A 24,494-nucleotide genomic window follows, 5' to 3' on the forward strand; every position below is an offset into this window, starting at 1 on the left:
GAATATAACTTTTGGAACAAGAGGGTTAGCTTGGTCAATTTCGTCAGCTACCAAAAGTGGCGATTATCCAAGAAGCCCCCACTTCAAGCAACCCGCAAGGGTGGTAAGTGGTGGGAGTAGTTCACAGTGTCCAACCCTATCAATCCGTTTATTTTTTCAGGTAAGACACCGAAATCAATTGTGAAGTTTTCAATTCTATACGTCCCAATTTCTATTTGCTGAATCTGCTTTCTGAAGGAAAACTCTTCCGCACCTATGCCAAACGACCTGACAATTTCATCACCATCTTCAAAGGTAATCCTGATTTCATCTGCAACATCCGATGAAATGATCGAATGTGCAGCACCAGTGTCAATTATCATCTGTTCAATCGCTTTTTTCTTAACCTTGTACATAATCGTTAATGGGACACAGAGCAGTTGATCCACATACTCAATTATCACGAAATGACACCACGGACTGAAGCCCGTTTTCTTAAATGAATTACAAACTTTTCATTATTGGTATGATAAACAACTGTTCCGTTTTCAGCGTGAAGTAACTCTTTCGTTGCTTCTCTCGGATCAGAAATGGTACGAATCAAGGAAACCTCATCAACGTATTGCTTATCTCCCTTGATATGAGATTGAAGAATCTCTAACAAAACATATTGATTTGGGTAGATCGTCCTTACTTCTTCCCACTTCATTAGAAGCCACCTCTTTATCCATTGAGAATTTTACTTCTATTTTATCATGAGTTATCCGTACATTGTAACTCTAAACCTGGCCACCTGTATATATATACAGGTTTTTGTCTAGTTGAGTCATTTTATCCTATCTGTTTACAATAGAGTCAGGTAGAGGAGGTTATTATTTAATGAATAAGAAATTTTCTATTATTGGCGTTCCTATGGATTTAGGACAGAATCGGCGTGGGGTGGACATGGGGCCTAGTGCTATTCGTTATGCGGGCGTTATAGAGAAAATGGAAAGACTTCAATATACGATTGAAGATCTTGGTGATATACAAATATCACGTCCTACTCGGGAGGAAGTCCAAACTCGAGATCGGTTACGAAATTTAAAAGAAGTCGCTGAAGGAAACGAAGCATTAGCTAGAAAAGTCGATGAGATAATTTCAAATGGAAGCTTTCCGCTCGTTCTTGGCGGAGATCATAGTATTTCAATCGGTAGTTTGGCTGGAATTTCCAAGCACTATAACAATCTCGGTGTCATTTGGTACGATGCACATGCTGATTTAAATAGTGCTGACACCTCACCATCTGGTAATATTCATGGAATGCCTCTAGCTGTAAGTCTAGGTATTGGCCATGAAAATTTAATTAATATTCTTGATTACCAGCCGAAAATCAAACCAGAAAACGTTGTGATTGTTGGTGCTAGATCAGTTGACGATGGTGAACGAGAATTAATTAGAAAAACTGGATTAAAGGTATACACTATGCATGAAATAGATCGATTAGGTATGTCTGTAGTAATGAGTGAGATTATTAGTCACTTCAAGGATCGGGTTGATGGGGTTCACTTGAGCTTAGATTTAGACGGTTTAGACCCAATAGATGCACCAGGTGTTGGGACTCCTGTAATGGGTGGACTAAGTTATCGGGAAAGTCATCTAGCGATGGAAATGTTAGAGGAATCAAACCTTATTACATCTGCTGAATTTGTAGAAGTAAATCCAATCTTAGATGAAAAAAATAAAACAGCGGCCATAGCCGTTGGATTAATAAGTTCCCTTTTCGGGGAAAAGCTGAAGTGAACTACGCCCCCCACTTGCAAAAGAAAGCTCAATTTTGTTGAAGTGGGGGTCTTCTCGCCCGTAAAAAGATAAATTATGAATTACTGGTATTTATCAAATCATACTTTAACCAAACCAAAAAAGGCCCTTATGATAAGGGCCTTTTAAGATTATATTTCTTCTATTTATCAATTGTTCCTCTACTGTTAAAAATTATGCAGCATTTTTTTCACCATTAGGATATTTTTGAATAGGTGTTTAACAAGTGGTCTAGTCGAGTACTTATGGATACCATTTCATCTGAGCTTAGCTCTGTTGACTCATAATATAAGTCGGTCATCTGTTTACGGCAGCACTCAATTTTTTCTAAAAGCTCGTTTTTTATGCCCATCATAACCTCCTAAACTGGTATAATGATCTTTGTAAGATTTTACCCAATAATTTCCGTTATTAAACATTTGTGTGTAACGTTAGTAGATTCCAATTTCAATTTACTATCCCTAAAAATTAGGGAAGTTTAATAGAAAAAATTTTTCCGATGAAAAAGTGAAACCTTAGATTGAGGTAAATCGTAAAGAAAGTACCGCAATTCTAGCGGAGGTATGTATGGATGGAAAATGCAATCAAACAAAAAATTAAACAGGTCAAAAAAGGGGATCAAGCCGCATTTGCTGATGTGGTCTCTTTTTATCAAAATAAAGTGTATCAAATTTGTTACCGAATGATCGGGAATGTTCATGAGGCTGAAGATTTAGCTCAAGAGGCTTTTATTAGGGCCTTCGTTAACATTCAATCATTTGATGATAATAGAAAATTTTCTACTTGGCTTTATCGAATTGCGACAAACTTGACGATTGATCGAATCCGAAAAAAGAAACCAGACTACTATTTAGATGCTGATGTCAAAGGTACGGATGGGTTAGATATGTACTCGCAGCTTGCATCTGACCAAAAATTACCAGAAGAAGAAGTAGAAAGTCTGGAACTTCAAAGCTATATTCAAACAGAAATCATGATGCTTCCTCCTAAGTATCGTAGTGTTATTGTGTTACGGTATTTGGATGAGCTTTCTCTTTTAGAGATTAGTGAGGTGCTTGATATTCCTATTGGAACAGTTAAAACAAGGATTCACCGGGGACGGGAATCCCTCCGTAAAAGGTTACGTCATATGTAAGGAGTGTGGTACGAATGGCATGTAATAAAGAAGCAATCAAGTTAATGCACCAATATCTCGATGACGAGCTTTCTACAGATGATAAAAGTAAACTGCAAGCACATTTGAAATCGTGCACTTCCTGTCAACAGCATTATCAGGAGTTAAAGAAAACAAATACGTATATGAAGAGTATGGATCAAATCAATGTACCTCATGATTTTACAAGAAACGTGATGAACAATCTCCCAAAAGAACCTAAACGTGTTGGCTATAAACGATGGATGAAAACACATCCAATTGTCACTGCAGCGGCTATTTTTTTCGTGCTCATGTTTGCTGGTCTGTCGTCGGTATGGAATGGGAATAGCCAATTAACGGTGTCAAAACAAAAGGATTTGGTAATTGAAAACAATACAGTTACTGTCCCAGAAGGTGTAACCGTTGATGGTGACCTAGTTGTTAAGAATGGGGATTTAATAATAGAAGGTACTGTTAAGGGAGATGTAGTTTTAATTAATGGGAAACTTATATCAGATCAAAAAAGCAGTGATCCATACTTGGCAGCGGCCATTGGTGGTGAACTCAAACAGATAGATCAAATTTTTGATTGGGTATGGTATAATATAAAAAAAAGCATTAACGACGTTTTCTCATTTAAAGTGAATACTATATATACACTTCATGCCCTTGTCTAATGGACTAGGGCATGAAGTGTATTCCAATCAATACATGTATACCTTTCGTAGTTTCTGATTATTTTTGATCCGTAATGTATGATATAATAAAAATGCATTTTGTTAATTGGCATTACATATATAAAACTTGAAAATAACAAGATATTTAAAGATAGGAAGAGGAATCCATGCATAGAAGGACGTGTAAACATGCTTGACAGGGGTATTGATTTTCTGGACTTGTTGCGTATCAGTGTGGACATCGCCCTAGTCTGGTTTGTTCTTTATAAATTGATCATGTTAATCAGAGGAACCAAAGCAATCCAATTATTAAAAGGTATTTTTGTGGTACTTGGTATTTGGCTTTTAAGTATATTACTTGACCTAAGAACTGTTCAGTGGATTATGTGGCAAGCCATTACATGGGGGTTTTTGGGAATCATTATTTTGTTTCAGCCAGAATTGCGACGTGCATTGGAGCAGTTAGGACGCGGCAGTTTTTTTTCAAGAAACACAACCTCTGAAGAAGATATGTTAAATCATAGCATTGAAGCGATTTTAAAGTCGTGTAACTACATGGCAAAACGGAGAATAGGAGCATTAATTACAATAGAAAGAGAAACAGGTATGGGGGATTATGTTGAAACAGGAATTCTGGTTAATGGACATTTAACCCATGAACTTTTAACGAATATTTTCATCCCAAACACACCATTACATGATGGGGCAGTTATTATTAAGCAAGATGAAATTGTTGCGGCCGCATGTTACTTACCATTATCTGAAAGTCCGTTTATTTCTAAGGAATTAGGGACAAGGCACAGAGCGGCGATGGGAATAAGTGAGGTTACAGACGCTTTAACGATTGTCGTATCAGAGGAAACCGGTCAAATCTCATGTGCGAAAAATGGTGAGATTAACAGGGATCTCGATCAAAACAAACTATCGGAGGTCTTGCGCCAAGAACTGGATCACTCCTTTAAAGGCACGCTAACGAAAGGCTGGAACTGGAGGGGGAAAAAGAATGGATAAATGGTTAAAAAGCCCCTGGTTTGTTCGAGGTGTAGCACTTGTGCTCGCAATTTTATTATACACAGCAGTAAGTTTAGACGATAATACAACGCAATCAGAGTCAACCTTTATACCAAATGGTTCTGATGAGGTAGAAACGGTAGAAGACGTGCCTGTTGATATTCGAATAGACGAAGAAAAATATGTGGTTAGTGGTGTCCCAAATACCGTAACCGTTACTGTACAAGGATCAAAAAGCGTTGTAACGCCTACTATTAGACAAAAAGCGTTCGGTGTTTTTGTCGATCTACAAGATTTAGAAACTGGGACACACCAAGTAAAAATACAGCAAACAGGTATATCTAATGAGCTATCTGTTTATATTGAACCTAAAACGGTAGAAGTAACGATTGAGGAAAGATCTACACAGAATTTTGACGTTAATGTAGAATTTATTAATCAAAGTAAACTTGCCGATGGTTATGAACTAGGAGAAGCAAAGGTTACTCCAAATCAAGTGACGATTACGAGCTCTAAGGAAATAGTGGACAGCATTGCCATCGTAAAAGCGTTTGTTGATGTATCTGGAGTCAATGAACCAATTAACAATCAAGAGGTTCCTGTCAAAGTGTATGATAACCAAGGCAATGAATTAAATGTAAGGGTAGCACAACCAACCGTTGAGGTTTCAGTCGATGTAAGGAATCCGAACAAGGCCATCCCTGTTGAGCCAGCTACCAAAGGCGAACTTCGAGATGGTCTAACAATAGAGAGTATGACAGTGGATCCTGAGGAAGTGAGGGTATTTGCTGCGGATGAAATTTTATCTGAATTGGATCAAATCAACACCGAGGAAATTGATTTGTCAGAAATAACTGAAGCGAAAACGATTCAGCTTGGTCTTCAGTTACCAGATAATGTGCGCAAAATGGAACCCGAAAAAGTTGAAGTAACAATCGAAGTTGGGGAAAAAGAAGAAATAGTTTTTGAGAGTGAACAAATTGAAACGAGAAATCTTGATGAAAATTATTCCCTCACCTTTGTAGATCCAACTGACGGGTTATTAGATGTCACGGCAATTGGAACCAGTGAAGAACTTCAGAATCTTGGCCCTGAGGATATTTCTTTATCGATTGACTTAAGTGGACAAGGTCCTGGTGAATATGAGATTCCAATTAATCTGAGTGGGCCAGATAATATCGAACTTAATGTCAACGTAGAAAATGCAGTCGTTCAATTAGAATAAGCCCTTATGTTAAAGGAAGTAAAGGAGAGGTACACCATGGGAAAATATTTTGGTACGGACGGAGTAAGAGGGGTTGCGAACAAAGAGCTTACTCCAGAGTTAGCTTTTAAATTGGGTCGCTGTGGCGGTTATGTGTTAACGAAGGGGATGGAAAGACCGAAAATTCTAATTGGTCGTGATACACGAATTTCAGGACCAATGCTAGAAGGAGCGCTTGCTGCTGGTCTTTTATCAATCGGGGCAGAAGTGATGCGTCTTGGTATCATTTCTACACCAGGGGTCGCATTCTTAACAAAGGCTACGAGTGCAGAAGCAGGGGTAATGATTTCTGCCTCTCATAATCCAGTAGAGGATAATGGTATTAAATTTTTCGGTCCTGATGGGTTTAAATTAAGCGATGAACAAGAGTTGGAAATCGAAGCTCTACTAGATGCCGAAACGGATATAATTCCACGTCCTATTGGTGCGGATCTCGGACAAATTAATGACTATTTTGAAGGTGGTCAAAAATACATCCAATATTTAAAACAATCGATCGATAATGATTTCGATGGTTTAAATGTTGCATTAGACTGTGCACATGGAGCAACTTCCTCGTTAGCTTCCCATTTGTTTGCCGATTTAGAAGCAGAAATTTTCACCATTGGTACCTCTCCAGATGGTTTAAACATTAACGATGGTGTCGGTTCCACACACCCAGAGACCTTACAGGCGTTTGTTGTTGAAAAAGGTGCTGATATTGGCTTAGCATTCGATGGGGATGGGGATCGTTTAATTGCTATTGATGAAAACGGAAATATCGTGGATGGCGATCAAATTATGTATATTTGCGCCAAATTTTTAAACGAAAAAGGTCTACTTCGCCACTCGACTGTTGTGTCAACGGTTATGAGTAATTTAGGCTTTTATAAAGCACTTGAAGCAAATGGAATGAAAAGTGATAAGACTGCGGTAGGTGATCGTTATGTAATGGAAGAGATGAGAAGGGGAGCCTATAATCTTGGCGGTGAACAGTCAGGACACATTATTTTCCTAGATTACAATACGACAGGAGACGGGATGCTAACCGCACTACAGTTAGTGAATGTATTAAAAGAAACAGGTAAACCATTGTCTGAATTGGCAGAGGAAATGGAGAAATTCCCACAGGTTTTAAAAAATGTTAAAGTTTCAAATAAAAAGGAAGCGTTACATCATCCAGATGTACAAGCTATTATTGCTTCAGTTGAAAACGAAATGGATGGTCAAGGACGTGTGCTAGTAAGACCATCTGGAACAGAACCACTCGTTCGAGTAATGGTAGAAGCACCGACAAAAGAAGACTGTGAAAGGTATGTAGAGCAAGTGGTGAGGGTAATAGAACGATTATAGAGATGTTCAAAATTCACCAAATGATAAGTGGCGCATCTACTTGCTCACGACGGGATCGACTAGCGTTTGCCACAGGACGTGGCGACATTAGTCGACCTTCTAATTTTCCGATTTTTGAACACGCACTTATAGAAAAAAGAGATGCGCGGTTGGGCACGGTTTAAGCTATCCGCGCATATCTTTGTAGTAAACCCTTTTTTACACTAAGGGTAAGAGTTGAAAAAGGTTGACCTGATCCACAAATATAAGTAAAATGAATATTGTTCCTAGTCAAAAGGAACATATTCAAGAATAGAAAGGAGCATAGTAAGTAAGAATCCTTAAAAGCGCCTGAACTATTTTCCGTTCGGAGGAAAGTAGTTGACGAGGAGGAGGGTTATCGAGCACGTTCGGCGGATACCTCCCGGTTGTTACACATCTCAACCGATATGTTTATTATTCGAAAACGAAGAGGTGACTCTTTGCACAAGAATAAAAACAAGATGATGACAAAACAACACGAGAAAGGGGCAAATAAACGCCCCACAATGGTATGCGTTAAAAAGAGGAAAAATGTAAAATAAGACGGCAGCATTTTATATGGATTCCAAATTTTTAACATTTTTGACTGGCTATTTGTTTGCCCCTTTAATCTAAGGAGGAAACAGCAACATGTGTGGAATTGTAGGATATATCGGAAATGAAAATACGAAAGAAGTATTGTTGAACGGATTAGAAAAACTCGAATACCGAGGCTATGACTCCGCAGGAATTGCTACGTTAAATGAAAACGGAGTCGATGTGTTTAAAGTAAAAGGACGAATAGCTGCACTCCGCGAGAAAGTAGATAGCAATACGCATGCAACAATGGGAATTGGCCATACACGTTGGGCAACCCACGGAGCACCGAGTGAGGAAAATGCCCATCCCCACCAAAGTATATCCAAAAAATTCACCATTGTTCATAACGGTGTTATCGAAAATTACGTGTCGCTCCGTAATGAATATCTAACGGATATAGAATTAGCAAGTGAAACAGATACAGAGGTTATTGTTCAATTGATTGAAAAGCTCTATCACAATAGTAACGATGTTGCGGCAGCGTTTCGTCAAACGATTGCCCTATTGAAGGGTTCCTATGCGATTGCACTGTTAGATGCAGATAATCCAGACACCATTTTTGTAGCAAAAAATAAAAGCCCATTGCTCGTTGGTCTAGGAGAGCACTTTAATGTTGTGGCTAGTGATTCCATGGCAACACTTAAAGTGACAGACCAATATTTAGAGATCCATGATAATGAAATTGTTATTGTGAAACGGGAGAATGTGGAACTGCAAAAACTTGACGGAACCGTCGTGAAACGTGATCCATTCACTGCAGAAATCGATGCTACTGATATAGAAAAAGGAACATATCCACACTTTATGTTAAAAGAAATTGATGAACAGCCATTCGTTATGCGTAACATCATCCAAGAATATCAGGATGAGAATGACGAAATTAAGCTAGATAAAAAGGTACGTCAAGCAATGGTTGAAGCGGATCGAATTTATATCATTGCAGCGGGTACCAGCTATCATGCGGGGCTTGTGGGCAAAGAGTTCATTGAAAAACTTGCTAATGTACCCGTTGAAGTACACATTGCAAGTGAATTTTCATATAATATGCCACTTTTATCTGAGAAACCATTGTTTGTATTTATCTCACAGAGTGGAGAAACAGCAGATAGTCGTGCTGTACTAGTACGTATTAAAGAATTAGGACATCCAGCGTTGACCATTACCAACGTACCAGGATCCACCCTTTCTCGTGAAGCAAACCATACGTTACATCTACATGCAGGTCCAGAAATAGCAGTTGCCTCAACAAAGGCATACACTGCACAGATAGCTGTCTTAGCTATTTTAGCAGTTGACACAGCAAAGGCAAAAAACGTAGCCTTTGATTTTGATCCACTTCAAGAACTGGCGATCGTTGCCAGTGCAATGGAAGCTCTTACCGATCAAAAGGAAGTATTTGAACAGTTAGCCAAAGAATACTTTAGTACAACAAGAAATGCATTCTTTATCGGACGTAGCACAGATTATCATGTTTGTATGGAAGCAGCGTTAAAGCTCAAGGAAATTTCCTACATTCAAGCAGAAGGATTTGCTGGTGGAGAATTAAAGCATGGAACAATCGCATTAATCGAAGACGGAACACCAGTGATCGCACTTGCTACACAAGAAAATGTGAATTACTCTATCCGAGGAAATGTTCAAGAGGTTGCAGCAAGAGGTGCCAACACCGGCGTGATCAGTATAAAAGGCCTAGAACAAGAAGGCGATGCATTCGTACTGCCACAAGTCCATGACCTGTTAACACCATTAGTCAGCGTAGTACCAATGCAGTTGTTAGCCTATTACGCAGCCTTACACCGTGACTGTGACGTGGATAAACCACGAAATCTAGCAAAAAGCGTTACGGTGGAGTAGAGATAGATGTAGGGTTAAAATTGTTTGTTGAATGAAAATAAAGTTATAGACTCGAAAATAAAGTTCTATACTGGTGTTGTTGAAGAAGCTCTAACTATTTTGGTTAGATGCTTCTTTTTTCTTGTAATGTAATCAAAGTGGAGAATTACACGTTGAATCTTTTAAAAGTATATGGACTAGACGTCTTTTTGAATTCAATTCTTATGAACAGTTCGGTGGAAATCGCAATTCAGATAGATCTATGGTACGCTGGTGCGCGAGTGGTGCGGATTACTAGGTTGTACGGTCTTGGTTCCCTAATAATTGATGGTATCAAGTGTCTGTTAACAACAAAGGTTAGTGGATAATATTTATGGTAAATTTAAACTCTGGTTTTGAAATGAAAAATGTTACAATACTTATAGGGGTATACCTATTATGGTAAAAAGGAGAATTAATTTGGACATAAATTTTTTAGTTAATATACTTTTATTTGTTTTCGTAGGATGGTTCGTTTATAAAAGAGTTGCTCCAGTTAAAAACTTAAGAAATTTAACTGATGAGCAACTACGTGAAAAATTAAAAATACCTGGAAATAGTACGTTAATTGACGTGCGAGAAATTCATGAGTTTAGTTCTGGTCACATTCAAGGTGCGGTTAATATTCCATTATCTGGGTTGAAACAACGATTAAAAGAAATTCCTACTGACAAAGAATTGATCTTGTATTGCCAAAGTGGCATGCGTAGTAAACAGGCAGCAAGAATTTTGCAAAAGCAACAATATAAAGATATTTCTCATTTATCAGGTGGTATTGCCTCATGGTCGGGAAAGAGAAAAAGTGGTAATGGATAAAATAATCTATAAAATGGAGGTTTTAAAATGGAATATAATAACCAAATCAAAAACAGAATGAAGCGAATTGAAGGACAAGTAAGAGGTGTTTTAAAGATGATGGAAGAGGGAAAAGAGTGTAAAGATCTTGTTGGTCAAATGTCAGCGGTCCGTTTTGCATTAGATCGTACCATAGGCGTTGTTGTGAGCTCCAACCTAGAGGAATGCGTTCGTCTACAATCTGAACGAGGCGAAGATACAGAAGAACTTATTCAAGAAGCCGTTAATTTATTAGTGAAGAGTAGATAAGTAAAGATGGCTGTTTTGCTAAAGGAACAGCCTTCATCCTTTTTATTAAGGAAAACAAGGTAATGAAATTTTACGTGTTGACAGTTATTTTTTTGTTTGTTAACATACCTGTAAGGGTATTTTGATTCAGTTAGAATAAACTTCATAAATACTACAGTTTATATTTTTTTAAATATAATGATACCTATAGGGGTAAAAGTATTTTGTTAAAAGGAGAGAGATATTATGGAAGAACAGAAAGAAAAAACAACCATTGTCTTATTTAGTGGGGATTTAGATAAAGCCATTGCTGCATTTATTATTGCCAATGGTGCGGCAGCTTATGATCATGAGGTAACGATCTTTCATACCTTTTGGGGTTTGAATGCTCTAAGAAAGGATGAACAAGTACCTGTCAAAAAAGGATTGCTTGAGAAAGCCTTTGGTTTTATGATGCCGCATGGTCCTGAGAAATTTGGACTATCAAAAATGAATTTTGCTGGCATGGGTCCTAAGATGATTAAACATGTCATGAAAAAACACAATGTACTATCTCTTCCGCAACTGATTGAGATGGCGCAAGAACAAGGGGTAAAACTTGTCGCCTGCACCATGACGATGGATTTACTCGGTTTACAAAAAGAAGAATTAATTGATGGACTTGACTATGCAGGTGTGGCTGCTTATCTCGGTGATGCCAATGAAGCCAAAGTGAATTTATTCATATAAAAATACCTAGGCAAGTATTGTGCACCCAACTTTGGTGATACTAAATCAGAAAGAAGGGAGGTAAAAAAGTGGGAACAAAATTAAAAATAGAAGAAGTGAAACCTTCTGATATAGAAAGACGCTTAAAAGATGAGGAAAAGCTCAACATCATTGATGTTCGAGAAGAAAATGAAATTAAAACAGGGAAAATCCCAGGAGCCAAACACATTCCTTTAGGAAAAATTTTAACTCGTCTAGATGAATTGGATAAAGAAAAAGAATATATTATGGTCTGTCGTTCCGGCAACCGTAGTAGTTTAGCCTCTGAATGGTTAACCGAGAAGGGTTTTAAGGTTAAAAATATGGTTGGCGGAATGTCCAATTGGGAAAGTGATATGGAATAAAAAAACAGTATGGAGGGATAAGATATGACCATTCAAACGGATCATGTGTTAGATGCAAAAGGACTTGCTTGTCCGATGCCAATTGTAAAAACGAAAAAGGCGATGAAAGACTTAGAATCTGGACAGGTGATTGAGGTGCAAGCAACCGATAAAGGATCACTTGCTGATATTCAAGCTTGGGCAAAGAGCAGTGGCCATCAGTACCTTGGCACAACAGAAGAGGCTGATATATTAAAGCACTACCTTCGTAAGGCAAGCGAATCCGAAGTAAAAGAAGATAAGAACTATCCTCATGTCATAAAAAATGACGAATTACAAGTAAAATTAGATGCTGGAGAAAAGGTTACTGTGCTTGATGTCCGTGAGCCTGCTGAATATAGTTTTGGGCACATTCCTGGTGCAAAATCCATTCCGTTGGGTGAACTAGATAATCGAGCAGATGAGTTGGACAAAAAAAGTGAAATTTATGTTGTGTGTCGTACCGGAAATCGTAGTGACTTAGCCTCTAAGCAGCTTGCTGATAAAGGCTTTGAAAATGTAAAGAATGTCGTTCAGGGCATGGTTGAATGGTCTGGACCTATTGAAAAAGATCAATAAATAACACCACAAATTGGAGGATTTAAAAAATGACAAAAGTAGCGATTATTGCAAGTAACGGAAGTTTGTTTGATGCTTATAAGGTGCTTAATGTAGCAACAGCTGCAGCTGCAAGTGATGCCGAAGTGGGGATCTTCTTCACTTTTGAAGGTTTAAATTTGATTCACAAGGAAGGACATAAGCAACTTCCTATTCCTGAAGGCCGCGAGCATTTTCAAGAGGGATTTGAAAAGGAAAATATTCCATCCATTCCGGAATTACTAGAAATGGCACAAGAAATGGGTGTGAAGATTATTGCTTGCCAAATGACAATGGATGTCATGAGTCTTGATAAAGATGCATTTGTTGATGGCATTGAAGTTGGTGGAGCTGCAAGTTTCATCCACTACGCTTCCGATGCCAATATTACATTAACATTCTAGAGGAGGTTTTTTGATTGGGTATGAAATTAATTTCAGCAAAAGAAGTGACCGAAAAGGTTTTAAGTAATAAGGCACTCTTTATTTTAGACGTTAGAAACGAAGATGCATTTAGTGATTGGAAAATTGAGGGGGAACAAGTGGAGCACCTCAATGTCCCCTATTTCGATTTGATTGATGGGGTAGATGAGATTGTTGATCAACTCCCGAAAGATCGAGACATTCTTGTTGTTTGTGCTAAGCAAGGATCCTCTGAAATGGTTGGAGAACACTTAGTTGATGCTGGTTTTGAAGATGTATTTGTTCTTGAAGGCGGGATGAAGTCATGGAGTGAATATTTAAATCCAGTTAAAATTGGTGATTTAAAAGATGGTGGCTCTATTTACCAATTTGTTCGTATTGGTAAAGGTTGTCTTTCTTACTTTATTGAATCAAATGGAGAAGTCATTGTTGTCGACTCAACTCGAACAGTTGATGCTTACACCGACTTTGCCAAAGAAAGAAATGTCACTATTAAGCATGTCCTCGATACACATTTACATGCGGATCATATTTCAGGTGGACGTTTATTACAAGATCGTACTGGAGCGACGTATTATTTACCACCAAAAGATGCTGAAGAAGTGCAATTCGATTATGAGCCTCTCATAGAAGGAAAAGACATCTCAGTGGGAAATACAAAAGTGAAAGCTGAGCCACTGTATACACCAGGTCATACGATCGGAAGTACGTCATTGATTGTGGATGATCAATACTTGTTAACAGGCGATATCCTTTTTGTAGAATCGATTGGACGCCCTGACCTAGCAGGGAAAGCTGGTGTCTGGGCAGATGATTTACGCAATACGTTGTACGACAAATATAAGGAATTGTCACACGATCTCATCGTTCTTCCGGCGCACTTTGGTAGTGTCAGTGAATTAGGAGATCAAGGTCAAGTTCAAGCAAAGCTTGGCGATCTATATGAAGAAAATGCAGGCTTAAATATGGATGAAAAGGAATTCCGTCGTGCCGTTTCAGAAAATCTTCCACCACAGCCGAACGCATATCAAGAAATTCGTCAAACAAACATGGGTAAAATCAACCCAAATGATGAAGACCAACGTGAAATGGAAATTGGACCAAACCGTTGTGCTATTCACGGGTAAAATTTTAAATATTGGAGGAATGAAAAATGAATGCAGATAAAGTATTAGATGCAAAAGGATTGGCATGTCCAATGCCAATTGTAAAAACAAAAAAGGCGATAAACGAATTAAATTCAGGAGAAGTGTTAGAAGTTCATGCAACAGATAAAGGGGCAAAAAGTGACCTTGCTGCTTGGTCAAAGTCTGGTGGTCATGAATTACTACAAGATACGGAAGAAGATGGGGTTTTAAAGTTTTGGATTAAGAAAGGTTAAACATCAATTGAAGAAGGGGGATGCTATGCCTGCCTCCTTTTTTCAATTTATCGAAAGGGGAAAACATACGATGGATTTAACCTTTATTCTTACCATATTTGTTATTGGCTTAATCGGATCTTTATTATCAGGAATGCTCGGTATCGGTGGGGCTATTATTAATTATCCGATGCTATTATACATTCCTGTCTTACTAGGATTTGTAGGTTTCAATGCTTATGAGGTTTCAGGTATTGTTGCCGTTCAAGTCTTTTTTGCGACACTTTCTGGTGTTTACGCCTATCGCAAAGGAGGTCATTTAAATAAAAACTTAATCCTAACGATGGGTGTAAGTATTTTATTCGGGAGTTTCATCGGTGGATATGGTTCCCGATTTTTATCTGAGGAAGGAATCAATCTTGTTTATGGCATTTTGGCTGTAATTGCTGCTGTGATGATGTTTATTCCAAAGAAAGGAATTGATGATAGTGGGCGTGAGGAAGTCTCATTTTCTAAGGGTTTAGCAGCTTCACTTACGTTTATTGTCGGTCTTGGAGCAGGTATTGTTGGGGCTGGAGGTGCGTTTCTTCTCGTGCCCATCATGTTAGTTGTTTTAAAAATACCGACCCGAATGACGATTGCCACTTCGCTCGCCGTTACATTCGTTTCTTCCATTGGTGCAACAGTGGGGAAATTGACAACCGGGCAAGTACCGTTAGTCCCAGCGATCGTCATGGTAGTGGCCAGCCTTATAGCCTCACCTCTTGGCGCAGCAATAGGGAAAAAAGTGAACACCAAGTTATTACAAGGAATATTGGCGGTGTTAATACTGATCACTACAATCAAAATTTGGCTTGATATTTTAAGTTAAATGTTTCTCAATATAGGACTCAAGTGCTGGATGGAACTCTTTTTCGTAGTGGCCATTTGGACAAAATTTAATGATTTGAGTCGTTAATGTGTTTGGTTTATTTACCAAAGTATCTTTACATTTGGGGCATTTTTCTATAAAAAGATTTTTTAAGATATTCATCAAGAAAACCTCCTAAGATTAAAACGACTAAAACCAATGTGTTTACTAGGTATTATAACATAATGGAATAGAGATTGGAACGGAATAATAAGGAGAGAGGGGAAAGTAATGGCAGGTAGCCGATTTAATCCAAATGATGCTGACAAATTAATTAGTACTGAACGAAAAGAATTAATACCTTCAAATAAGGTAATTGAAATGTTAGATTTAAGTAAGAATGATACTGTTGCGGATTTGGGAGCTGGAAACGGTTATTTCACAATACCGATTGCCAAAGGTATGAAGAAACCAGTTTATGCAGTTGATATTGAGTCCAAAATGCTGGGAATGCTCAAAGAAAAAGCTGTAGAAGAACAAATTGATAATATCAATTATGTGGTTAGTGACTTAGAAAACATACAACTCGACAAAGGTTTAGTAAACAAAGCTTTGATTGCTTTTGTTATTCACGAGGTACCAAATCTGGATAAAGCACTATGTGAGATTAAACGAATTTTGAAACCTGAAGGACAATTGCTACTTCTAGAATGGGAAGCTGTCGAGACTGAAATAGGTCCGCCTTTTCATGAAAAAATTCCTTCTGAAAAAATGGGTGAGCTTTTAAGGGAAAATGGATTTGATATAGAAGTCACCCACTTAAATTCAGCAATTTATGTGATTACTGCTAAGGCTGTTTAATTTATCATGTAATGGGAACATAATAATAAAGAATATATAATAGGAGATGATTACTTGTTTCACTATACTGTCGAAACCAATAAAACAATCGAGGAAGCAATTGCTTCAATTGAGGAGACCTTAAAGGAAGAAAAATTTGGTGTACTTTGGCAATTTGATATAAAGGATAAATTACAAGAAAAGGGCCTTGATTTTGACCAATCTTATCGAGTTCTAGAGGTATGTAATCCACATGAAGCACAACGTGTTTTGTCACAAAATCAGATGGTTGGTTACTTTTTGCCTTGCAAGATTGTCGTTTATGATGATGCGGGTACCACAAAGATAGGCATGCCAAGACCAACCGCATTAATTGAAATGGTCCATGATCAGTCGATTAAGGATCTCGCAAAGGACATCGAGGAACGATTAATTGGTTGTATGGACAAAGCTGTTTAGTTTTTAATAAATGAATCAACATGTTGAGACAAAGCGACGATAATGATAGGGAGTCATTATCGTCATTTTTTTACTTTTCATTTATAATATCTCTTAAAACTCCCTCCATTTCTGGTGTTTGCATGATCTCAACCATAGCACTTTGCATTTTCGGCTCTTTCATCACGTTAATCATACTATCTTGCATTTCAGGATCCTTCATTAATTCACCCATTGTATCCTGCATTTCAGGTTGCTGCATTAATTCAATCATTTGATCTTGCATTTCAGGAGAACTCATGACACGAACCATTGCATCCTGCATTTCGGGTGTTGTCATCATATCAGCTAGCATGTTAGGGCTTATGCCACCTGAGTTCATCATGTCATTAGTATTTCCTTCGTTCATGCCCCCACATCCAGCAATCAGGAGTAAGACTAAGATAGCGACAGTTAGCTTTCTCTTTATTTTCATTTGGCTTCCTCCCTTATTTTGAAGTTTGTTTTTATTAATTTTCCCAACTGTAAGTCGTTTATCATGAATCTTAACAAGTTCTTGACATTCTCCTGATAAGTTCTGAAAATTGGTCGGTTATATTGTTAATAAGCGAAAGAAATTACGCTTTCCACTTATAATAAAAACAGGAGTGAGTACAGGTGAAAAAATTATTAATAGTAGCAGGGCTTGTTGGGGCATTTGCAGTTGGATCAATGACTGGGGGATCAGTTCTTTCATATGCCAGTTCTAACACTGGGATAAATGATACATCTTCAACTATCATGAACGAAAATCAAATGATGGGTTCAAATCAAGGCTCTGGAATGATGAGTATGATGGGTGATTCGAATGGAATGGACATGATGGGAAGTATGAATGGGATGATGAATAACATGTCTAATATGAACGACTTAATGACGGATCTTTTTAGTGAAGCTGCCAAGACACTGGGTATGACAACAGATCAACTTCAAAAAGAAATTCAAAGTGGAAAATCACTTGACACGATTGCAGGGGAGCAAGGGGTAAAGGTAGATAAATTGACGAAAGAGTTGGAGAAAGTTGTTCAAAAAGAGATGAAGCAATTAGAGAAAGAAGGAACAGAGATAACAGAGCAACAAAAAGAGATGTTACTTTCCATGAGTGACAACATCGGAGTGATGCTAAGTACTACAGGAATGTTTGCTTGTAACGGGGCTTTCAATTATTCTAAATGAATAGAATGATAAAGGAGTTGTTCGTATGATGTGGGACAATGGAATGGAAATTTTTGGAGGTGTTGTACCGATGATGATGGTTGGTGGGATTTTTATGATCGTTTTCTGGGGTCTTGTTATTTGGTTAATTATATTAGCGATTCAGAGATTGTCAGCTGGAAATAACAATAAATCAAGTCAAACTGACGACAAAGCAGTTGAAGTACTAAGACAGCGATACTCCCGAGGAGAAATCGATACAGAGGAATACAGACAACGACTACATGAGCTGACAGATTCGGATAAAATTTGATTGTAGAGATTAAACCTTGATAAACTTTTATCAAGGTTTATGTTTGTTACTTCGTGCTAAAACATGAAGGTGTTGCTAGAATGAAGGCGATGCTAAGGAGAACGTCAGAAGAACAAGCAGACGATGTGTGGATTCTACAAGCAGATATAAAAATTAACCTTAACACATACGAAGTCTATGTCCACGATACAAGGGCGAATTTAACCCCTACAGAGTTTAAAATTGTAACGACACTTGCAGAAAAACCTGGTAGGGTTTATAGCAGATTACAACTTATGAACATTCCATTGATACCCATGTCAGTAACTTAAGAAGAAAACTATCAGAGCTTGGCTCTTCTGCAGCGATTCAAACTGTTTATGGGATAGGTTATCGTTTTGGGGTGGAAGCATGAAACTGAGAGGTGGAATATCAGGGTGACAAGTACAAAAGGAGAAGGAACAGATTTTAAAGTCTCATTGCCTATACAGTGAGTTGAAAGTCTAATGAAGATGACAGTGAGTTTAGAAATTGATTTGTCGTATAGGAATAATGAAAATACGGTAGTTATTCACTACCGCATCATTTTTTCTTCCATGATTCTTAGTCGTTCATCAATCATATCGACTTTTTGTTTAATTTGTTGGGTCATCTTAATATGTTCCATCATCATTTGTTTCATTTCATCCATTCCCGTCATAGACATTGCTTCCGTTCTTCCTGTGTGATTCGGATAATAATATGGATATTGATAATGCAATTAACCTCACTCCTTTAATGGCTTTTCTTCACTAATATTAATATGAACGATCTTAGGATATGTGATAGCTTAGAGTAAACTACCGTATTATCATTTATCAATTTCTCCATCGCCTGATTTTGAGAACGAAACTTTATTATTTGCGGTGGATATATTAGATTGTGACTTCCGTTTTAAAATCACTTTAATTAAGAATGAATCTTTATTGTAAATACACAATTGTTTTGTCTCCCTGTAACTCTCCCTTACAACATGTAACTAAGTCTTACAATATGTAAGTAAGTTTTACAAAGAAGGGGATATTTGTTCAATCAACTTATGCTAAGATGTAGAATCCAGAACGTACATTAGACGTTTTGGGTTCTTTTTTATTTAAAGTATTTAAGAGTGGTAATAGCAATGTTAATTTGAGGGAGATTAGGGATATAAATGTTCTTTTCAACTGTTAAAGAATAAGTAAAATATAATCATACAAATGATATTAAGGAGAGTTTCTATGGAATTTATTTTTAATTTAATAGGTTCATTATTTGAAGGCATTGGACAGGATCAATCTTTAAATACTAAAAAAATTGATGATCATATTGAAAAGCTGAAAAGATATCCATGGTTTAAGGAACTATATGAAAATGAACAGTATCATCAAAAAATTTTTACAAACCGACATGTTAGGAGATACTTACAAAGCAAAGGCAGAGTGAGACGGATGATTAAGTATGAAAAGTCTCGAAAAAAATTTATCACCTTACTTAATGCACAAATACAGCCAAAAAGCTAAGGTGGTGTTCCTATATGAAGTCCAGGAAAGTTAAAGAAAAGGAAAAAAGAAGAGATAAGGGAAGAAGATTTATCTATAAGTTACTAACATTGGGATGGTACTTAACTATCAGTATTATTGCTACAACGTATTGGAAACATTTTGGTTGGTGGTTTCTAATTCTTTGTCTGGTTATCCTTCTGTTGGGGTTCATTCCCATTGAAAAAAAGTTGATACCATTAGAGGAAAAAAGGAGTGAGGAAAAGATTTTGAGGAAATACCCATTCGTCAAGGAAATGGTTGACGGTCAGGTAATGACAATTGAAATGAAGAATGGTGAAGAGTTGAGGGATGTTATTCTTATAACCCGAATGGAATTAGAAATTATGATTGCATCCAGGTATGAATTTGGTAAGGCACTTGTTGAAGATGACGTTCGTTGGCTAAAACTTAAAAAAATTAAATCAATTAAAGACGTTTATAAGGGATAGTCGTCTTAACAAGGAGATAGAGGGGTGATCATGGAAATATTTCAAGCTCCTAAGAAATTTAAAGTTAATGGTGTGTATTCCTTTAATTATATTGAAGAAGATATTGGTGAAAACTTTGAACCAATGCACTACAAGCAAATACTTTAATAAAGGCGAGATACTTACAGTTATTGCTAACAGAGCGGAAATTGCTTTTCAAGCTATGGATATATCTTTTATGATGAAGAGTTAGAGCAAAGTGAGATAATTGATAGTGGCTTTTGTGAAATCGATTAAGCTAACGTACTACAAAGTTTGTCCATTAATAATTCAATATTATCAACGATTTTTAATTGGAAATAATGGTAATTGCCTTTTTTACTCCAGTAAAAAACATAGTTCAATAATAAAAGAATTGATTTAATGGGTGGTTCTTATTCAAAATGTATTTTCAGATTTTGATAGTAGGTATCTTAATATTCCTTTCTGTATGCTTCAATGATAAAACTAATTGGAGAAAACATCTTCTTAGATTGTATTATTTTGTTGTTGGTTTTTCTTTTCTCTATTTTGTATTGAACTTATTATTAGATGTACATTTATAACAGTGTATGGTTATGTAAAATAAACTCCGGTCACGTATAATAAAGTTTGGTTAATACCTCGTGGACATATCCTGTTCACGGGGTTTTTTGATGTGTAGAGACTACCCATAAAAGCGAGCTGCACAGCCAAAAACGCCCACGTTTCCCCAGCCGTTCCGCTCAAAAAAGCCTGCGCTCACTGATTCTCAATTCTCCCAAATCCCTTGCTAGGTAAGCCCTTTCAGCCATTGCTTTCACCCCTTTAATCCCTGACGATCAAGTAGAAATAGTGAATTCATTTTGAAAGAGAATGGTTTCACTTGGTGTGTACGTGTCAGGTAAGGTCTTTCTTTATTCAACCAAACTTTATTCTCACTAAATTGTTACACAATTGAAGAAAAACAGAGAAAATCCAGACCAATATTTATTCTTACGAAACAATTCAGACAATGGTGGGAGAGCAGGCGGGATAAGCGATTGCGGGGGATTGGGTTAAAGACCAGACTTTATTGTGAGTCTACACCGTTTATAAAATGTTGTACCAGAAAGGATTTAACATTAGTATTAAGTTAACGGCCCATTTTGTGGAAGAAGTTGAATCTTTTTTCTATGTATTTCGTTTATTAGGATTAGGGGGGATTCACTTCACATTTGAGGAGGATTATTTAAATGCGTGTAGCTGCTATTTATGATATTCATGCGAACTATTCAGCATTAAAAGTTGTTTTAGAAGAGGTTAGAAAGGCTAATGTTGTCCAGGTTGTAGTTGGTGGGGACTTAGCTTGGGGACCCGAGCCACGTCAGGTTATGGATCTTTTAATGGATTATAAGGATGAGTTTCTTTTTATTAAAGGTAACGTTGATCGTGAGGTTGCTTATCGTTATGGGAAGGAAAAAGGATTAGGTGATTTCACAGCTGAATTAAACCACTGGTGTGCCGATCAATTAACGGAAGAACAGTTAAAGTTCTTAAAAAGCCTGCCCGAAAAAACGATTTTGAGCGTTGACGGTTTGGGAGAGATTTTATTCGTACATGGATCACCTCGCAGTGATGAAGAGGCGATTCGAATAAATACTCCTGATAACGAAATTCAGCCGATGATCGAAAGTGTCCCAGAAAGTATTATTGTTTGTGGCCACACACATATTCAATTTGACCGCACTGTTGGTGATAAACGAATCATCAATGCAGGAAGTGTTGGATTGCAGAGTCAAGCTAACGGCGCTTGTTGGGCTTTATCCGGTCCTGATGTTGATTTAAAAGTCACTACATATAATACTAAAGAAGCTTCCGAACGAATTCGCAACTCCAACGCTCCTTGCAAAGAGGATTTCGCTGATCATTACTTAAATCCACCTTATGAGTCACCTTGACCCACGCACACTACTTTTATAAAGCGATATTCCAGAAAAGCCGCCATTCGGAATAAAAGGTATATTTTGAAAATTTAATTTGGAGAGGCTAGTTATGACATTTGCTGATCTTTATAATAAAGCGAAGTCTGTTAATACATCCGCGTGAACTATCGGATGAGGCTGAAGCTGGGGGAGTTTGAGCAGCTATCCTAGCCGAAAATGGAAAAGTATATACTGGTGTGAGCATTGATACGGCATGTTCAATGGGTTTTTGTGCGGAACATGCAGCTGCAGCAGCGATGATAACTGATGGTGAAAATCGAATATTAAAGATTATTGCAGTCAGTAGGAGTGAATGGTAACTTGGGGTGCTTGGATACCTATCTTGAAAGAATACGATTATTTCAAAACTTGTTTAGGTGAAAAAATAGTCAACTGAAATTTTTATCCAGTTGACCTTTCTAATTTGTAGACTCAGGCATAGGTTGTGGATTAAATTTTTCTAACTAAATAAAGGAGTGAATATCAAAGGAAACTTAATCTTCCTCACTTGGGAATTGAGATGCTGGGATTGGAGAGATAGGGTCTAGACAAGTAATACCACAGAAGCAATTTAAATCAACTGTTAAACAAATGCCGGTAGCTTGAAAACCTCTTACACTTCTGCCAGGAAAAAATTTGCATACATCACTAACGCCGCTTTCAGTTGGGCCTGGTGTAGATCCTCCTTCAGTAACAGGAAGAAGTAATTCTAGCTTAACGCAACAATCGCTTCCCTCAACAAATTTCTTCGCACGGAAAATTGGAGTTTCAACACACCCAAAGAAGGTATTTCCTGATTCACCAAGTTCACCTTGGAAAACTCCACTACTTATAAATGGGTCGCAATCTTTACAGTAAAGAATGAAAGGAATAGTTGTGTTGACATTGCCCACTTGACTAGGTGATAATAAATCTCTGATTGAATTTTCACAGCTAGTAGTACAACAATCATTATTATTGGTTACAGCATCTTGGGCTCGAACAATTTCTCTTACGACATCACAAACACATTCTTCTCGATGGCTAACAGACATATAAAAATCCTCCTTTATTTTTAATTCACTATCAAATTATGAGGAGGAAGTCTTAGCGGTATAAATAAAAAATCTAGTTTTATAAAAATTGATTAATATATCTTGTCACTAGTGTTGCATTAATTTAATTATGCTAGTAAAAACACTCAAAATGTTGAACAATTTAATTTTGCACAAGAAAAAGTCCTTATTGATTTATCAGTATACCACGGACAAATCACTTCTAAGTATCCGCTGGCGGGGCTCCGTGTCCATAGACGTCAAGCTAACATAAAAGACACTGTGTAAAGTCCCCTTTTTTGTTAGTTTCCCATATTTATCTCTTAGTGCATCTAAAATAAAGCATAACAAACTAAGCCTTATAAAAAAGGCTTTATTTTAAAAAATTCGAAAATTATGATCCCATGATTTTACGCCGCAAAGGATATACTTTGTTTATCCTTTATCCTATTCACTTAATCTTTTCATAATTTTTCTTTGAAGTAGTAGAAGCGGTTCCTGAAAAGAGAAAGGTCACTTCTCTTGACGGAAGAGCTACACAAATAGGGGAGGTGAGTATAAAATGATTAAAGCGGTTATATTTGACTTAGATGGTACATTGCTAAATAGGGATGCTTCCGTACAGAAATTTATAGGGAATCAATATGATAGATTGAATGAATGGCTTGGTCATATCCCTAAAGAAAAATATATTTCAAGATTTATAGAGTTAGATTGTCGAGGGTATGTTTGGAAAGATAAAGTATATCAACAACTGGTTGGTGAATTCAATATTAACAAAATTTCTTGGCAAAGGTTACTTGAAGATTATATAGAGGAATTTCACAATAGTTGTACTCCTTTTTTCAATCTACTCACTATGTTAGAAGGCTTAAAAAGTAGTTCAATTCGATTGGGGATCATAACAAATGGAAAAGGACAGTTCCAGATGAATAATATAAGGGCTTTAGGGATTGAAAAATATTTTGATACAATACTTGTTTCGGAATGGGAAGGGATAAAAAAGCCTAATCCAGAAATATTTCACAAGGCACTAAGGCAATTAAACGTTTCAGAGAATGAGAGTATGTACGTAGGTGATCATCCTGAGAATGATGTGAAAGGTGCTATGAATATAGGGATGCTTGGAGTGTGGAAAAAAGATTTACAATGGAATAATGTTGAAGCGGACTTCATTGTTGAAGATTTGAAAGAGTTACCATTAATCATTCACGAATTAAATTGAGTATAGGAATTAAAGGGCTACTTTTAAGCAGAATAGAAGGGTTCATAAAATATTGGGGGTCTAAAATGGGAATCAGAAAATCGGCAAAAGCAGTAATTGTTCAAGAGGATAAATTGTTAGCAATTAAAAACCCTCAGACAGTTCGAAAATACATAATTGATTATATTGAAGGTAAGGAACTACCTGTTTATTTGGGGGATGAATCGCCCCTCCGAAGGAGATGAAATTTCTTGACTTAGAACATTTGTTCTGATAAAATTTAATTATGAAGGGAAAGGAGAATGGCGATGGGCACAAAAACGTACTTCTCTAATCGAGTCTATAAAAACAAGATTGCCGTTACATATGTCAACGCCATTACGGATGTTCTTGTTAACTTCAATCGTGCCA

At 37.1% G+C, this 24,494-nt stretch carries 35 protein-coding genes; 28 read left to right on the forward strand and 7 right to left on the reverse strand.

The features are described 5' to 3' along the window. Nucleotides 1-83 precede the first annotated feature (83 nt). Both NC797_RS16760 and NC797_RS16765 read right to left on the reverse strand, forming a co-directional pair. Nucleotides 84-443, reverse strand: a complete 360-nt coding sequence (locus tag NC797_RS16760; RefSeq protein ID WP_272437967.1) for a retropepsin-like aspartic protease — start codon at nt 441-443, stop codon at nt 84-86. Continuing rightward, a complete protein-coding gene (locus NC797_RS16765) occupies nt 440-688 on the reverse strand; it encodes a hypothetical protein (protein WP_272437968.1) in 249 nt (82 codons plus the stop codon). The genes NC797_RS16760 and NC797_RS16765 overlap by 4 nt, the downstream gene beginning before the upstream one ends. A gap of 170 nt (nt 689-858) precedes the next feature. On the opposite strand from NC797_RS16765, the gene rocF reads away from it, so the two are divergent. Next, nucleotides 859-1,761, forward strand: coding sequence for an arginase (gene rocF, locus NC797_RS16770; RefSeq protein WP_272437969.1), 903 nt, complete (start codon nt 859-861; stop codon nt 1,759-1,761). A 214-nt stretch (nt 1,762-1,975) separates the two neighbouring features. Here the strand turns inward: rocF and NC797_RS16775 are convergent, their stop codons facing one another. Further along, a complete protein-coding gene (locus NC797_RS16775; protein ID WP_272437970.1) occupies nt 1,976-2,131 on the reverse strand; it encodes an aspartyl-phosphate phosphatase Spo0E family protein in 156 nt (51 codons plus the stop codon). 219 nt (nt 2,132-2,350) lie between these two features. Between NC797_RS16775 and sigW the strand changes: the two genes are divergently transcribed. The 15 genes from sigW (at nt 2,351) to NC797_RS16850 (ending at nt 15,133) form a co-directional block, all read left to right on the forward strand. After that, on the forward strand, nt 2,351-2,914 hold the full coding sequence (sigW, locus tag NC797_RS16780; RefSeq protein ID WP_272437971.1) for an RNA polymerase sigma factor SigW: 564 nt from the start codon (nt 2,351-2,353) through the stop codon (nt 2,912-2,914). 14 nt (nt 2,915-2,928) lie between these two features. Then, nucleotides 2,929-3,591, forward strand: a complete 663-nt coding sequence (locus NC797_RS16785; protein WP_272437972.1) for a zf-HC2 domain-containing protein — start codon at nt 2,929-2,931, stop codon at nt 3,589-3,591. Between the two features lie 189 nt (nt 3,592-3,780). After that, nucleotides 3,781-4,602 carry a diadenylate cyclase CdaA gene (gene cdaA / locus NC797_RS16790; RefSeq protein WP_272437973.1) on the forward strand — a complete coding sequence of 274 codons (822 nt, stop codon included), beginning with the start codon at nt 3,781-3,783 and terminating at the stop codon, nt 4,600-4,602. After that, the gene (locus NC797_RS16795; protein WP_272437974.1) at nt 4,595-5,827 is read left to right on the forward strand and encodes a CdaR family protein; all 1,233 of its coding nucleotides are present in this window, start codon (nt 4,595-4,597) and stop codon (nt 5,825-5,827) included. The genes cdaA and NC797_RS16795 overlap by 8 nt, the downstream gene beginning before the upstream one ends. 36 nt (nt 5,828-5,863) lie before the next feature. Continuing rightward, on the forward strand, nt 5,864-7,198 hold the full coding sequence (gene glmM / locus NC797_RS16800) for a phosphoglucosamine mutase (protein ID WP_272437975.1): 1,335 nt from the start codon (nt 5,864-5,866) through the stop codon (nt 7,196-7,198). 651 nt (nt 7,199-7,849) lie between these two features. Then, nucleotides 7,850-9,652, forward strand: a complete 1,803-nt coding sequence (gene glmS, locus NC797_RS16805; protein WP_272437976.1) for a glutamine--fructose-6-phosphate transaminase (isomerizing) — start codon at nt 7,850-7,852, stop codon at nt 9,650-9,652. A 417-nt stretch (nt 9,653-10,069) separates the two neighbouring features. Next, complete coding sequence (locus NC797_RS16810; RefSeq protein WP_272437977.1) at nt 10,070-10,486, forward strand: rhodanese-like domain-containing protein; 417 nt, start codon at nt 10,070-10,072, stop codon at nt 10,484-10,486. Between the two features lie 27 nt (nt 10,487-10,513). Next, on the forward strand, nt 10,514-10,774 hold the full coding sequence (locus tag NC797_RS16815; protein WP_272437978.1) for a metal-sensitive transcriptional regulator: 261 nt from the start codon (nt 10,514-10,516) through the stop codon (nt 10,772-10,774). Between the two features lie 225 nt (nt 10,775-10,999). Further along, nucleotides 11,000-11,482, forward strand: coding sequence for a DsrE/DsrF/DrsH-like family protein (locus tag NC797_RS16820; protein ID WP_272437980.1), 483 nt, complete (start codon nt 11,000-11,002; stop codon nt 11,480-11,482). Nucleotides 11,483-11,577: 95 nt separating this feature from the next. Next, the gene (locus tag NC797_RS16825) at nt 11,578-11,865 is read left to right on the forward strand and encodes a rhodanese-like domain-containing protein (protein ID WP_417168724.1); all 288 of its coding nucleotides are present in this window, start codon (nt 11,578-11,580) and stop codon (nt 11,863-11,865) included. Between the two features lie 24 nt (nt 11,866-11,889). After that, a complete protein-coding gene (locus tag NC797_RS16830; RefSeq protein ID WP_272437982.1) occupies nt 11,890-12,462 on the forward strand; it encodes a sulfurtransferase TusA family protein in 573 nt (190 codons plus the stop codon). Between the two features lie 29 nt (nt 12,463-12,491). Then, nucleotides 12,492-12,884, forward strand: a complete 393-nt coding sequence (locus NC797_RS16835; RefSeq protein ID WP_272437983.1) for a DsrE/DsrF/DrsH-like family protein — start codon at nt 12,492-12,494, stop codon at nt 12,882-12,884. 20 nt (nt 12,885-12,904) lie between these two features. Next, nucleotides 12,905-14,029, forward strand: coding sequence for an MBL fold metallo-hydrolase (locus NC797_RS16840; protein WP_417168725.1), 1,125 nt, complete (start codon nt 12,905-12,907; stop codon nt 14,027-14,029). 26 nt (nt 14,030-14,055) lie between these two features. Further along, nucleotides 14,056-14,283 carry a sulfurtransferase TusA family protein gene (locus NC797_RS16845; protein ID WP_272437985.1) on the forward strand — a complete coding sequence of 76 codons (228 nt, stop codon included), beginning with the start codon at nt 14,056-14,058 and terminating at the stop codon, nt 14,281-14,283. Between the two features lie 70 nt (nt 14,284-14,353). Next, nucleotides 14,354-15,133, forward strand: coding sequence for a sulfite exporter TauE/SafE family protein (locus tag NC797_RS16850; protein WP_272437986.1), 780 nt, complete (start codon nt 14,354-14,356; stop codon nt 15,131-15,133). Here the strand turns inward: NC797_RS16850 and NC797_RS16855 are convergent. Then, nucleotides 15,125-15,295, reverse strand: coding sequence for a hypothetical protein (locus NC797_RS16855; protein ID WP_272437987.1), 171 nt, complete (start codon nt 15,293-15,295; stop codon nt 15,125-15,127). The two genes, NC797_RS16850 and NC797_RS16855, sit on opposite strands and share 9 nt — an antisense overlap. Nucleotides 15,296-15,403: 108 nt before the next feature. Between NC797_RS16855 and NC797_RS16860 the strand changes: the two genes are divergently transcribed. Then, entirely contained in the window at nt 15,404-15,973 is a 570-nt protein-coding gene (locus NC797_RS16860; protein ID WP_272437988.1) for a class I SAM-dependent methyltransferase, read from the forward strand. A gap of 54 nt (nt 15,974-16,027) precedes the next feature. Next, the gene (locus NC797_RS16865; protein ID WP_272437989.1) at nt 16,028-16,411 is read left to right on the forward strand and encodes a DUF302 domain-containing protein; all 384 of its coding nucleotides are present in this window, start codon (nt 16,028-16,030) and stop codon (nt 16,409-16,411) included. A 70-nt stretch (nt 16,412-16,481) separates the two neighbouring features. Here NC797_RS16865 and NC797_RS16870 read toward each other — a convergent pair whose 3' ends face one another. After that, a complete protein-coding gene (locus tag NC797_RS16870; protein WP_272437990.1) occupies nt 16,482-16,865 on the reverse strand; it encodes a GerD family protein in 384 nt (127 codons plus the stop codon). A 182-nt stretch (nt 16,866-17,047) separates the two neighbouring features. Here NC797_RS16870 and NC797_RS16875 point away from each other — a divergent pair, with 182 nt between their 5' ends. The 4 genes from NC797_RS16875 to NC797_RS16890 all read left to right on the forward strand — a co-directional run bounded on the left by NC797_RS16875 (nt 17,048) and on the right by NC797_RS16890 (nt 18,291). After that, entirely contained in the window at nt 17,048-17,605 is a 558-nt protein-coding gene (locus NC797_RS16875) for a hypothetical protein (protein ID WP_272437992.1), read from the forward strand. Nucleotides 17,606-17,630: 25 nt separating this feature from the next. Continuing rightward, entirely contained in the window at nt 17,631-17,897 is a 267-nt protein-coding gene (locus NC797_RS16880; RefSeq protein ID WP_272437993.1) for an SHOCT domain-containing protein, read from the forward strand. A gap of 80 nt (nt 17,898-17,977) precedes the next feature. Further along, on the forward strand, nt 17,978-18,208 hold the full coding sequence (locus NC797_RS16885; RefSeq protein ID WP_272437994.1) for a winged helix-turn-helix domain-containing protein: 231 nt from the start codon (nt 17,978-17,980) through the stop codon (nt 18,206-18,208). Further along, a complete protein-coding gene (locus NC797_RS16890; protein ID WP_272438003.1) occupies nt 18,184-18,291 on the forward strand; it encodes a helix-turn-helix domain-containing protein in 108 nt (35 codons plus the stop codon). The genes NC797_RS16885 and NC797_RS16890 overlap by 25 nt, the downstream gene beginning before the upstream one ends. A 159-nt stretch (nt 18,292-18,450) precedes the next feature. Here the strand turns inward: NC797_RS16890 and NC797_RS16895 are convergent, their stop codons facing one another. Next, nucleotides 18,451-18,636 carry a hypothetical protein gene (locus tag NC797_RS16895; RefSeq protein WP_272437995.1) on the reverse strand — a complete coding sequence of 62 codons (186 nt, stop codon included), beginning with the start codon at nt 18,634-18,636 and terminating at the stop codon, nt 18,451-18,453. A 496-nt stretch (nt 18,637-19,132) separates the two neighbouring features. Between NC797_RS16895 and NC797_RS16900 the strand changes: the two genes are divergently transcribed. The 4 genes from NC797_RS16900 to NC797_RS16915 all read left to right on the forward strand — a co-directional run bounded on the left by NC797_RS16900 (nt 19,133) and on the right by NC797_RS16915 (nt 22,165). Continuing rightward, on the forward strand, nt 19,133-19,414 hold the full coding sequence (locus NC797_RS16900) for a hypothetical protein (protein ID WP_272437996.1): 282 nt from the start codon (nt 19,133-19,135) through the stop codon (nt 19,412-19,414). Nucleotides 19,415-19,428: 14 nt separating this feature from the next. Next, complete coding sequence (locus NC797_RS16905; RefSeq protein ID WP_272437997.1) at nt 19,429-19,884, forward strand: hypothetical protein; 456 nt, start codon at nt 19,429-19,431, stop codon at nt 19,882-19,884. A gap of 1,232 nt (nt 19,885-21,116) precedes the next feature. Further along, complete coding sequence (locus NC797_RS16910; protein ID WP_272437998.1) at nt 21,117-21,821, forward strand: metallophosphoesterase family protein; 705 nt, start codon at nt 21,117-21,119, stop codon at nt 21,819-21,821. A 221-nt stretch (nt 21,822-22,042) separates the two neighbouring features. After that, the gene (locus tag NC797_RS16915) at nt 22,043-22,165 is read left to right on the forward strand and encodes a hypothetical protein (RefSeq protein ID WP_272437999.1); all 123 of its coding nucleotides are present in this window, start codon (nt 22,043-22,045) and stop codon (nt 22,163-22,165) included. A gap of 174 nt (nt 22,166-22,339) precedes the next feature. Here the strand turns inward: NC797_RS16915 and NC797_RS16920 are convergent, their stop codons facing one another. After that, nucleotides 22,340-22,879, reverse strand: a complete 540-nt coding sequence (locus NC797_RS16920) for a CotY/CotZ family spore coat protein (RefSeq protein ID WP_272438000.1) — start codon at nt 22,877-22,879, stop codon at nt 22,340-22,342. Between the two features lie 562 nt (nt 22,880-23,441). Here NC797_RS16920 and NC797_RS16925 point away from each other — a divergent pair. Together NC797_RS16925 and NC797_RS16930 are read left to right on the forward strand one after the other, a co-directional pair. Continuing rightward, nucleotides 23,442-24,104: an HAD family hydrolase gene (locus NC797_RS16925; protein WP_272438001.1), complete on the forward strand. Its 663-nt coding sequence runs from the start codon at nt 23,442-23,444 to the stop codon at nt 24,102-24,104. Between the two features lie 65 nt (nt 24,105-24,169). Next, nucleotides 24,170-24,328, forward strand: a complete 159-nt coding sequence (locus NC797_RS16930) for a hypothetical protein (protein ID WP_272438002.1) — start codon at nt 24,170-24,172, stop codon at nt 24,326-24,328. Nucleotides 24,329-24,494 lie beyond the last annotated feature (166 nt).

This window comes from Terrihalobacillus insolitus, from assembly GCF_028416575.1.
Taxonomy (GTDB): Bacteria; Bacillota; Bacilli; order Bacillales; family Amphibacillaceae; genus Terrihalobacillus; species Terrihalobacillus insolitus.

Coding starts and splice junctions, on each gene's coding strand:
- NC797_RS16860 (WP_272437988.1), top strand. CDS start 15,404: ATGGCAGGTAGCCGATTTAATCCAAATGATGCTGACAAATTAATTAGT.
- NC797_RS16775 (WP_272437970.1), bottom strand. CDS start 2,131: ATGGGCATAAAAAACGAGCTTTTAGAAAAAATTGAGTGCTGCCGTAAA.
- NC797_RS16900 (WP_272437996.1), top strand. CDS start 19,133: ATGGAATTTATTTTTAATTTAATAGGTTCATTATTTGAAGGCATTGGA.
- NC797_RS16880 (WP_272437993.1), top strand. CDS start 17,631: ATGATGTGGGACAATGGAATGGAAATTTTTGGAGGTGTTGTACCGATG.
- NC797_RS16930 (WP_272438002.1), top strand. CDS start 24,170: ATGGGAATCAGAAAATCGGCAAAAGCAGTAATTGTTCAAGAGGATAAA.
- glmS (WP_272437976.1), top strand. CDS start 7,850: ATGTGTGGAATTGTAGGATATATCGGAAATGAAAATACGAAAGAAGTA.
- NC797_RS16820 (WP_272437980.1), top strand. CDS start 11,000: ATGGAAGAACAGAAAGAAAAAACAACCATTGTCTTATTTAGTGGGGAT.
- NC797_RS16905 (WP_272437997.1), top strand. CDS start 19,429: ATGAAGTCCAGGAAAGTTAAAGAAAAGGAAAAAAGAAGAGATAAGGGA.
- NC797_RS16855 (WP_272437987.1), bottom strand. CDS start 15,295: ATGAATATCTTAAAAAATCTTTTTATAGAAAAATGCCCCAAATGTAAA.
- sigW (WP_272437971.1), top strand. CDS start 2,351: ATGGAAAATGCAATCAAACAAAAAATTAAACAGGTCAAAAAAGGGGAT.
- NC797_RS16925 (WP_272438001.1), top strand. CDS start 23,442: ATGATTAAAGCGGTTATATTTGACTTAGATGGTACATTGCTAAATAGG.
- NC797_RS16765 (WP_272437968.1), bottom strand. CDS start 688: ATGAAGTGGGAAGAAGTAAGGACGATCTACCCAAATCAATATGTTTTG.
- NC797_RS16850 (WP_272437986.1), top strand. CDS start 14,354: ATGGATTTAACCTTTATTCTTACCATATTTGTTATTGGCTTAATCGGA.
- cdaA (WP_272437973.1), top strand. CDS start 3,781: ATGCTTGACAGGGGTATTGATTTTCTGGACTTGTTGCGTATCAGTGTG.
- NC797_RS16815 (WP_272437978.1), top strand. CDS start 10,514: ATGGAATATAATAACCAAATCAAAAACAGAATGAAGCGAATTGAAGGA.
- NC797_RS16830 (WP_272437982.1), top strand. CDS start 11,890: ATGACCATTCAAACGGATCATGTGTTAGATGCAAAAGGACTTGCTTGT.
- NC797_RS16845 (WP_272437985.1), top strand. CDS start 14,056: ATGAATGCAGATAAAGTATTAGATGCAAAAGGATTGGCATGTCCAATG.
- NC797_RS16835 (WP_272437983.1), top strand. CDS start 12,492: ATGACAAAAGTAGCGATTATTGCAAGTAACGGAAGTTTGTTTGATGCT.
- NC797_RS16810 (WP_272437977.1), top strand. CDS start 10,070: ATGGTAAAAAGGAGAATTAATTTGGACATAAATTTTTTAGTTAATATA.
- NC797_RS16885 (WP_272437994.1), top strand. CDS start 17,978: ATGAAGGCGATGCTAAGGAGAACGTCAGAAGAACAAGCAGACGATGTG.
- NC797_RS16920 (WP_272438000.1), bottom strand. CDS start 22,879: ATGTCTGTTAGCCATCGAGAAGAATGTGTTTGTGATGTCGTAAGAGAA.
- NC797_RS16870 (WP_272437990.1), bottom strand. CDS start 16,865: ATGAAAATAAAGAGAAAGCTAACTGTCGCTATCTTAGTCTTACTCCTG.
- NC797_RS16795 (WP_272437974.1), top strand. CDS start 4,595: ATGGATAAATGGTTAAAAAGCCCCTGGTTTGTTCGAGGTGTAGCACTT.
- glmM (WP_272437975.1), top strand. CDS start 5,864: ATGGGAAAATATTTTGGTACGGACGGAGTAAGAGGGGTTGCGAACAAA.
- NC797_RS16785 (WP_272437972.1), top strand. CDS start 2,929: ATGGCATGTAATAAAGAAGCAATCAAGTTAATGCACCAATATCTCGAT.
- NC797_RS16910 (WP_272437998.1), top strand. CDS start 21,117: ATGCGTGTAGCTGCTATTTATGATATTCATGCGAACTATTCAGCATTA.
- rocF (WP_272437969.1), top strand. CDS start 859: ATGAATAAGAAATTTTCTATTATTGGCGTTCCTATGGATTTAGGACAG.
- NC797_RS16840 (WP_417168725.1), top strand. CDS start 12,905: ATGAAATTAATTTCAGCAAAAGAAGTGACCGAAAAGGTTTTAAGTAAT.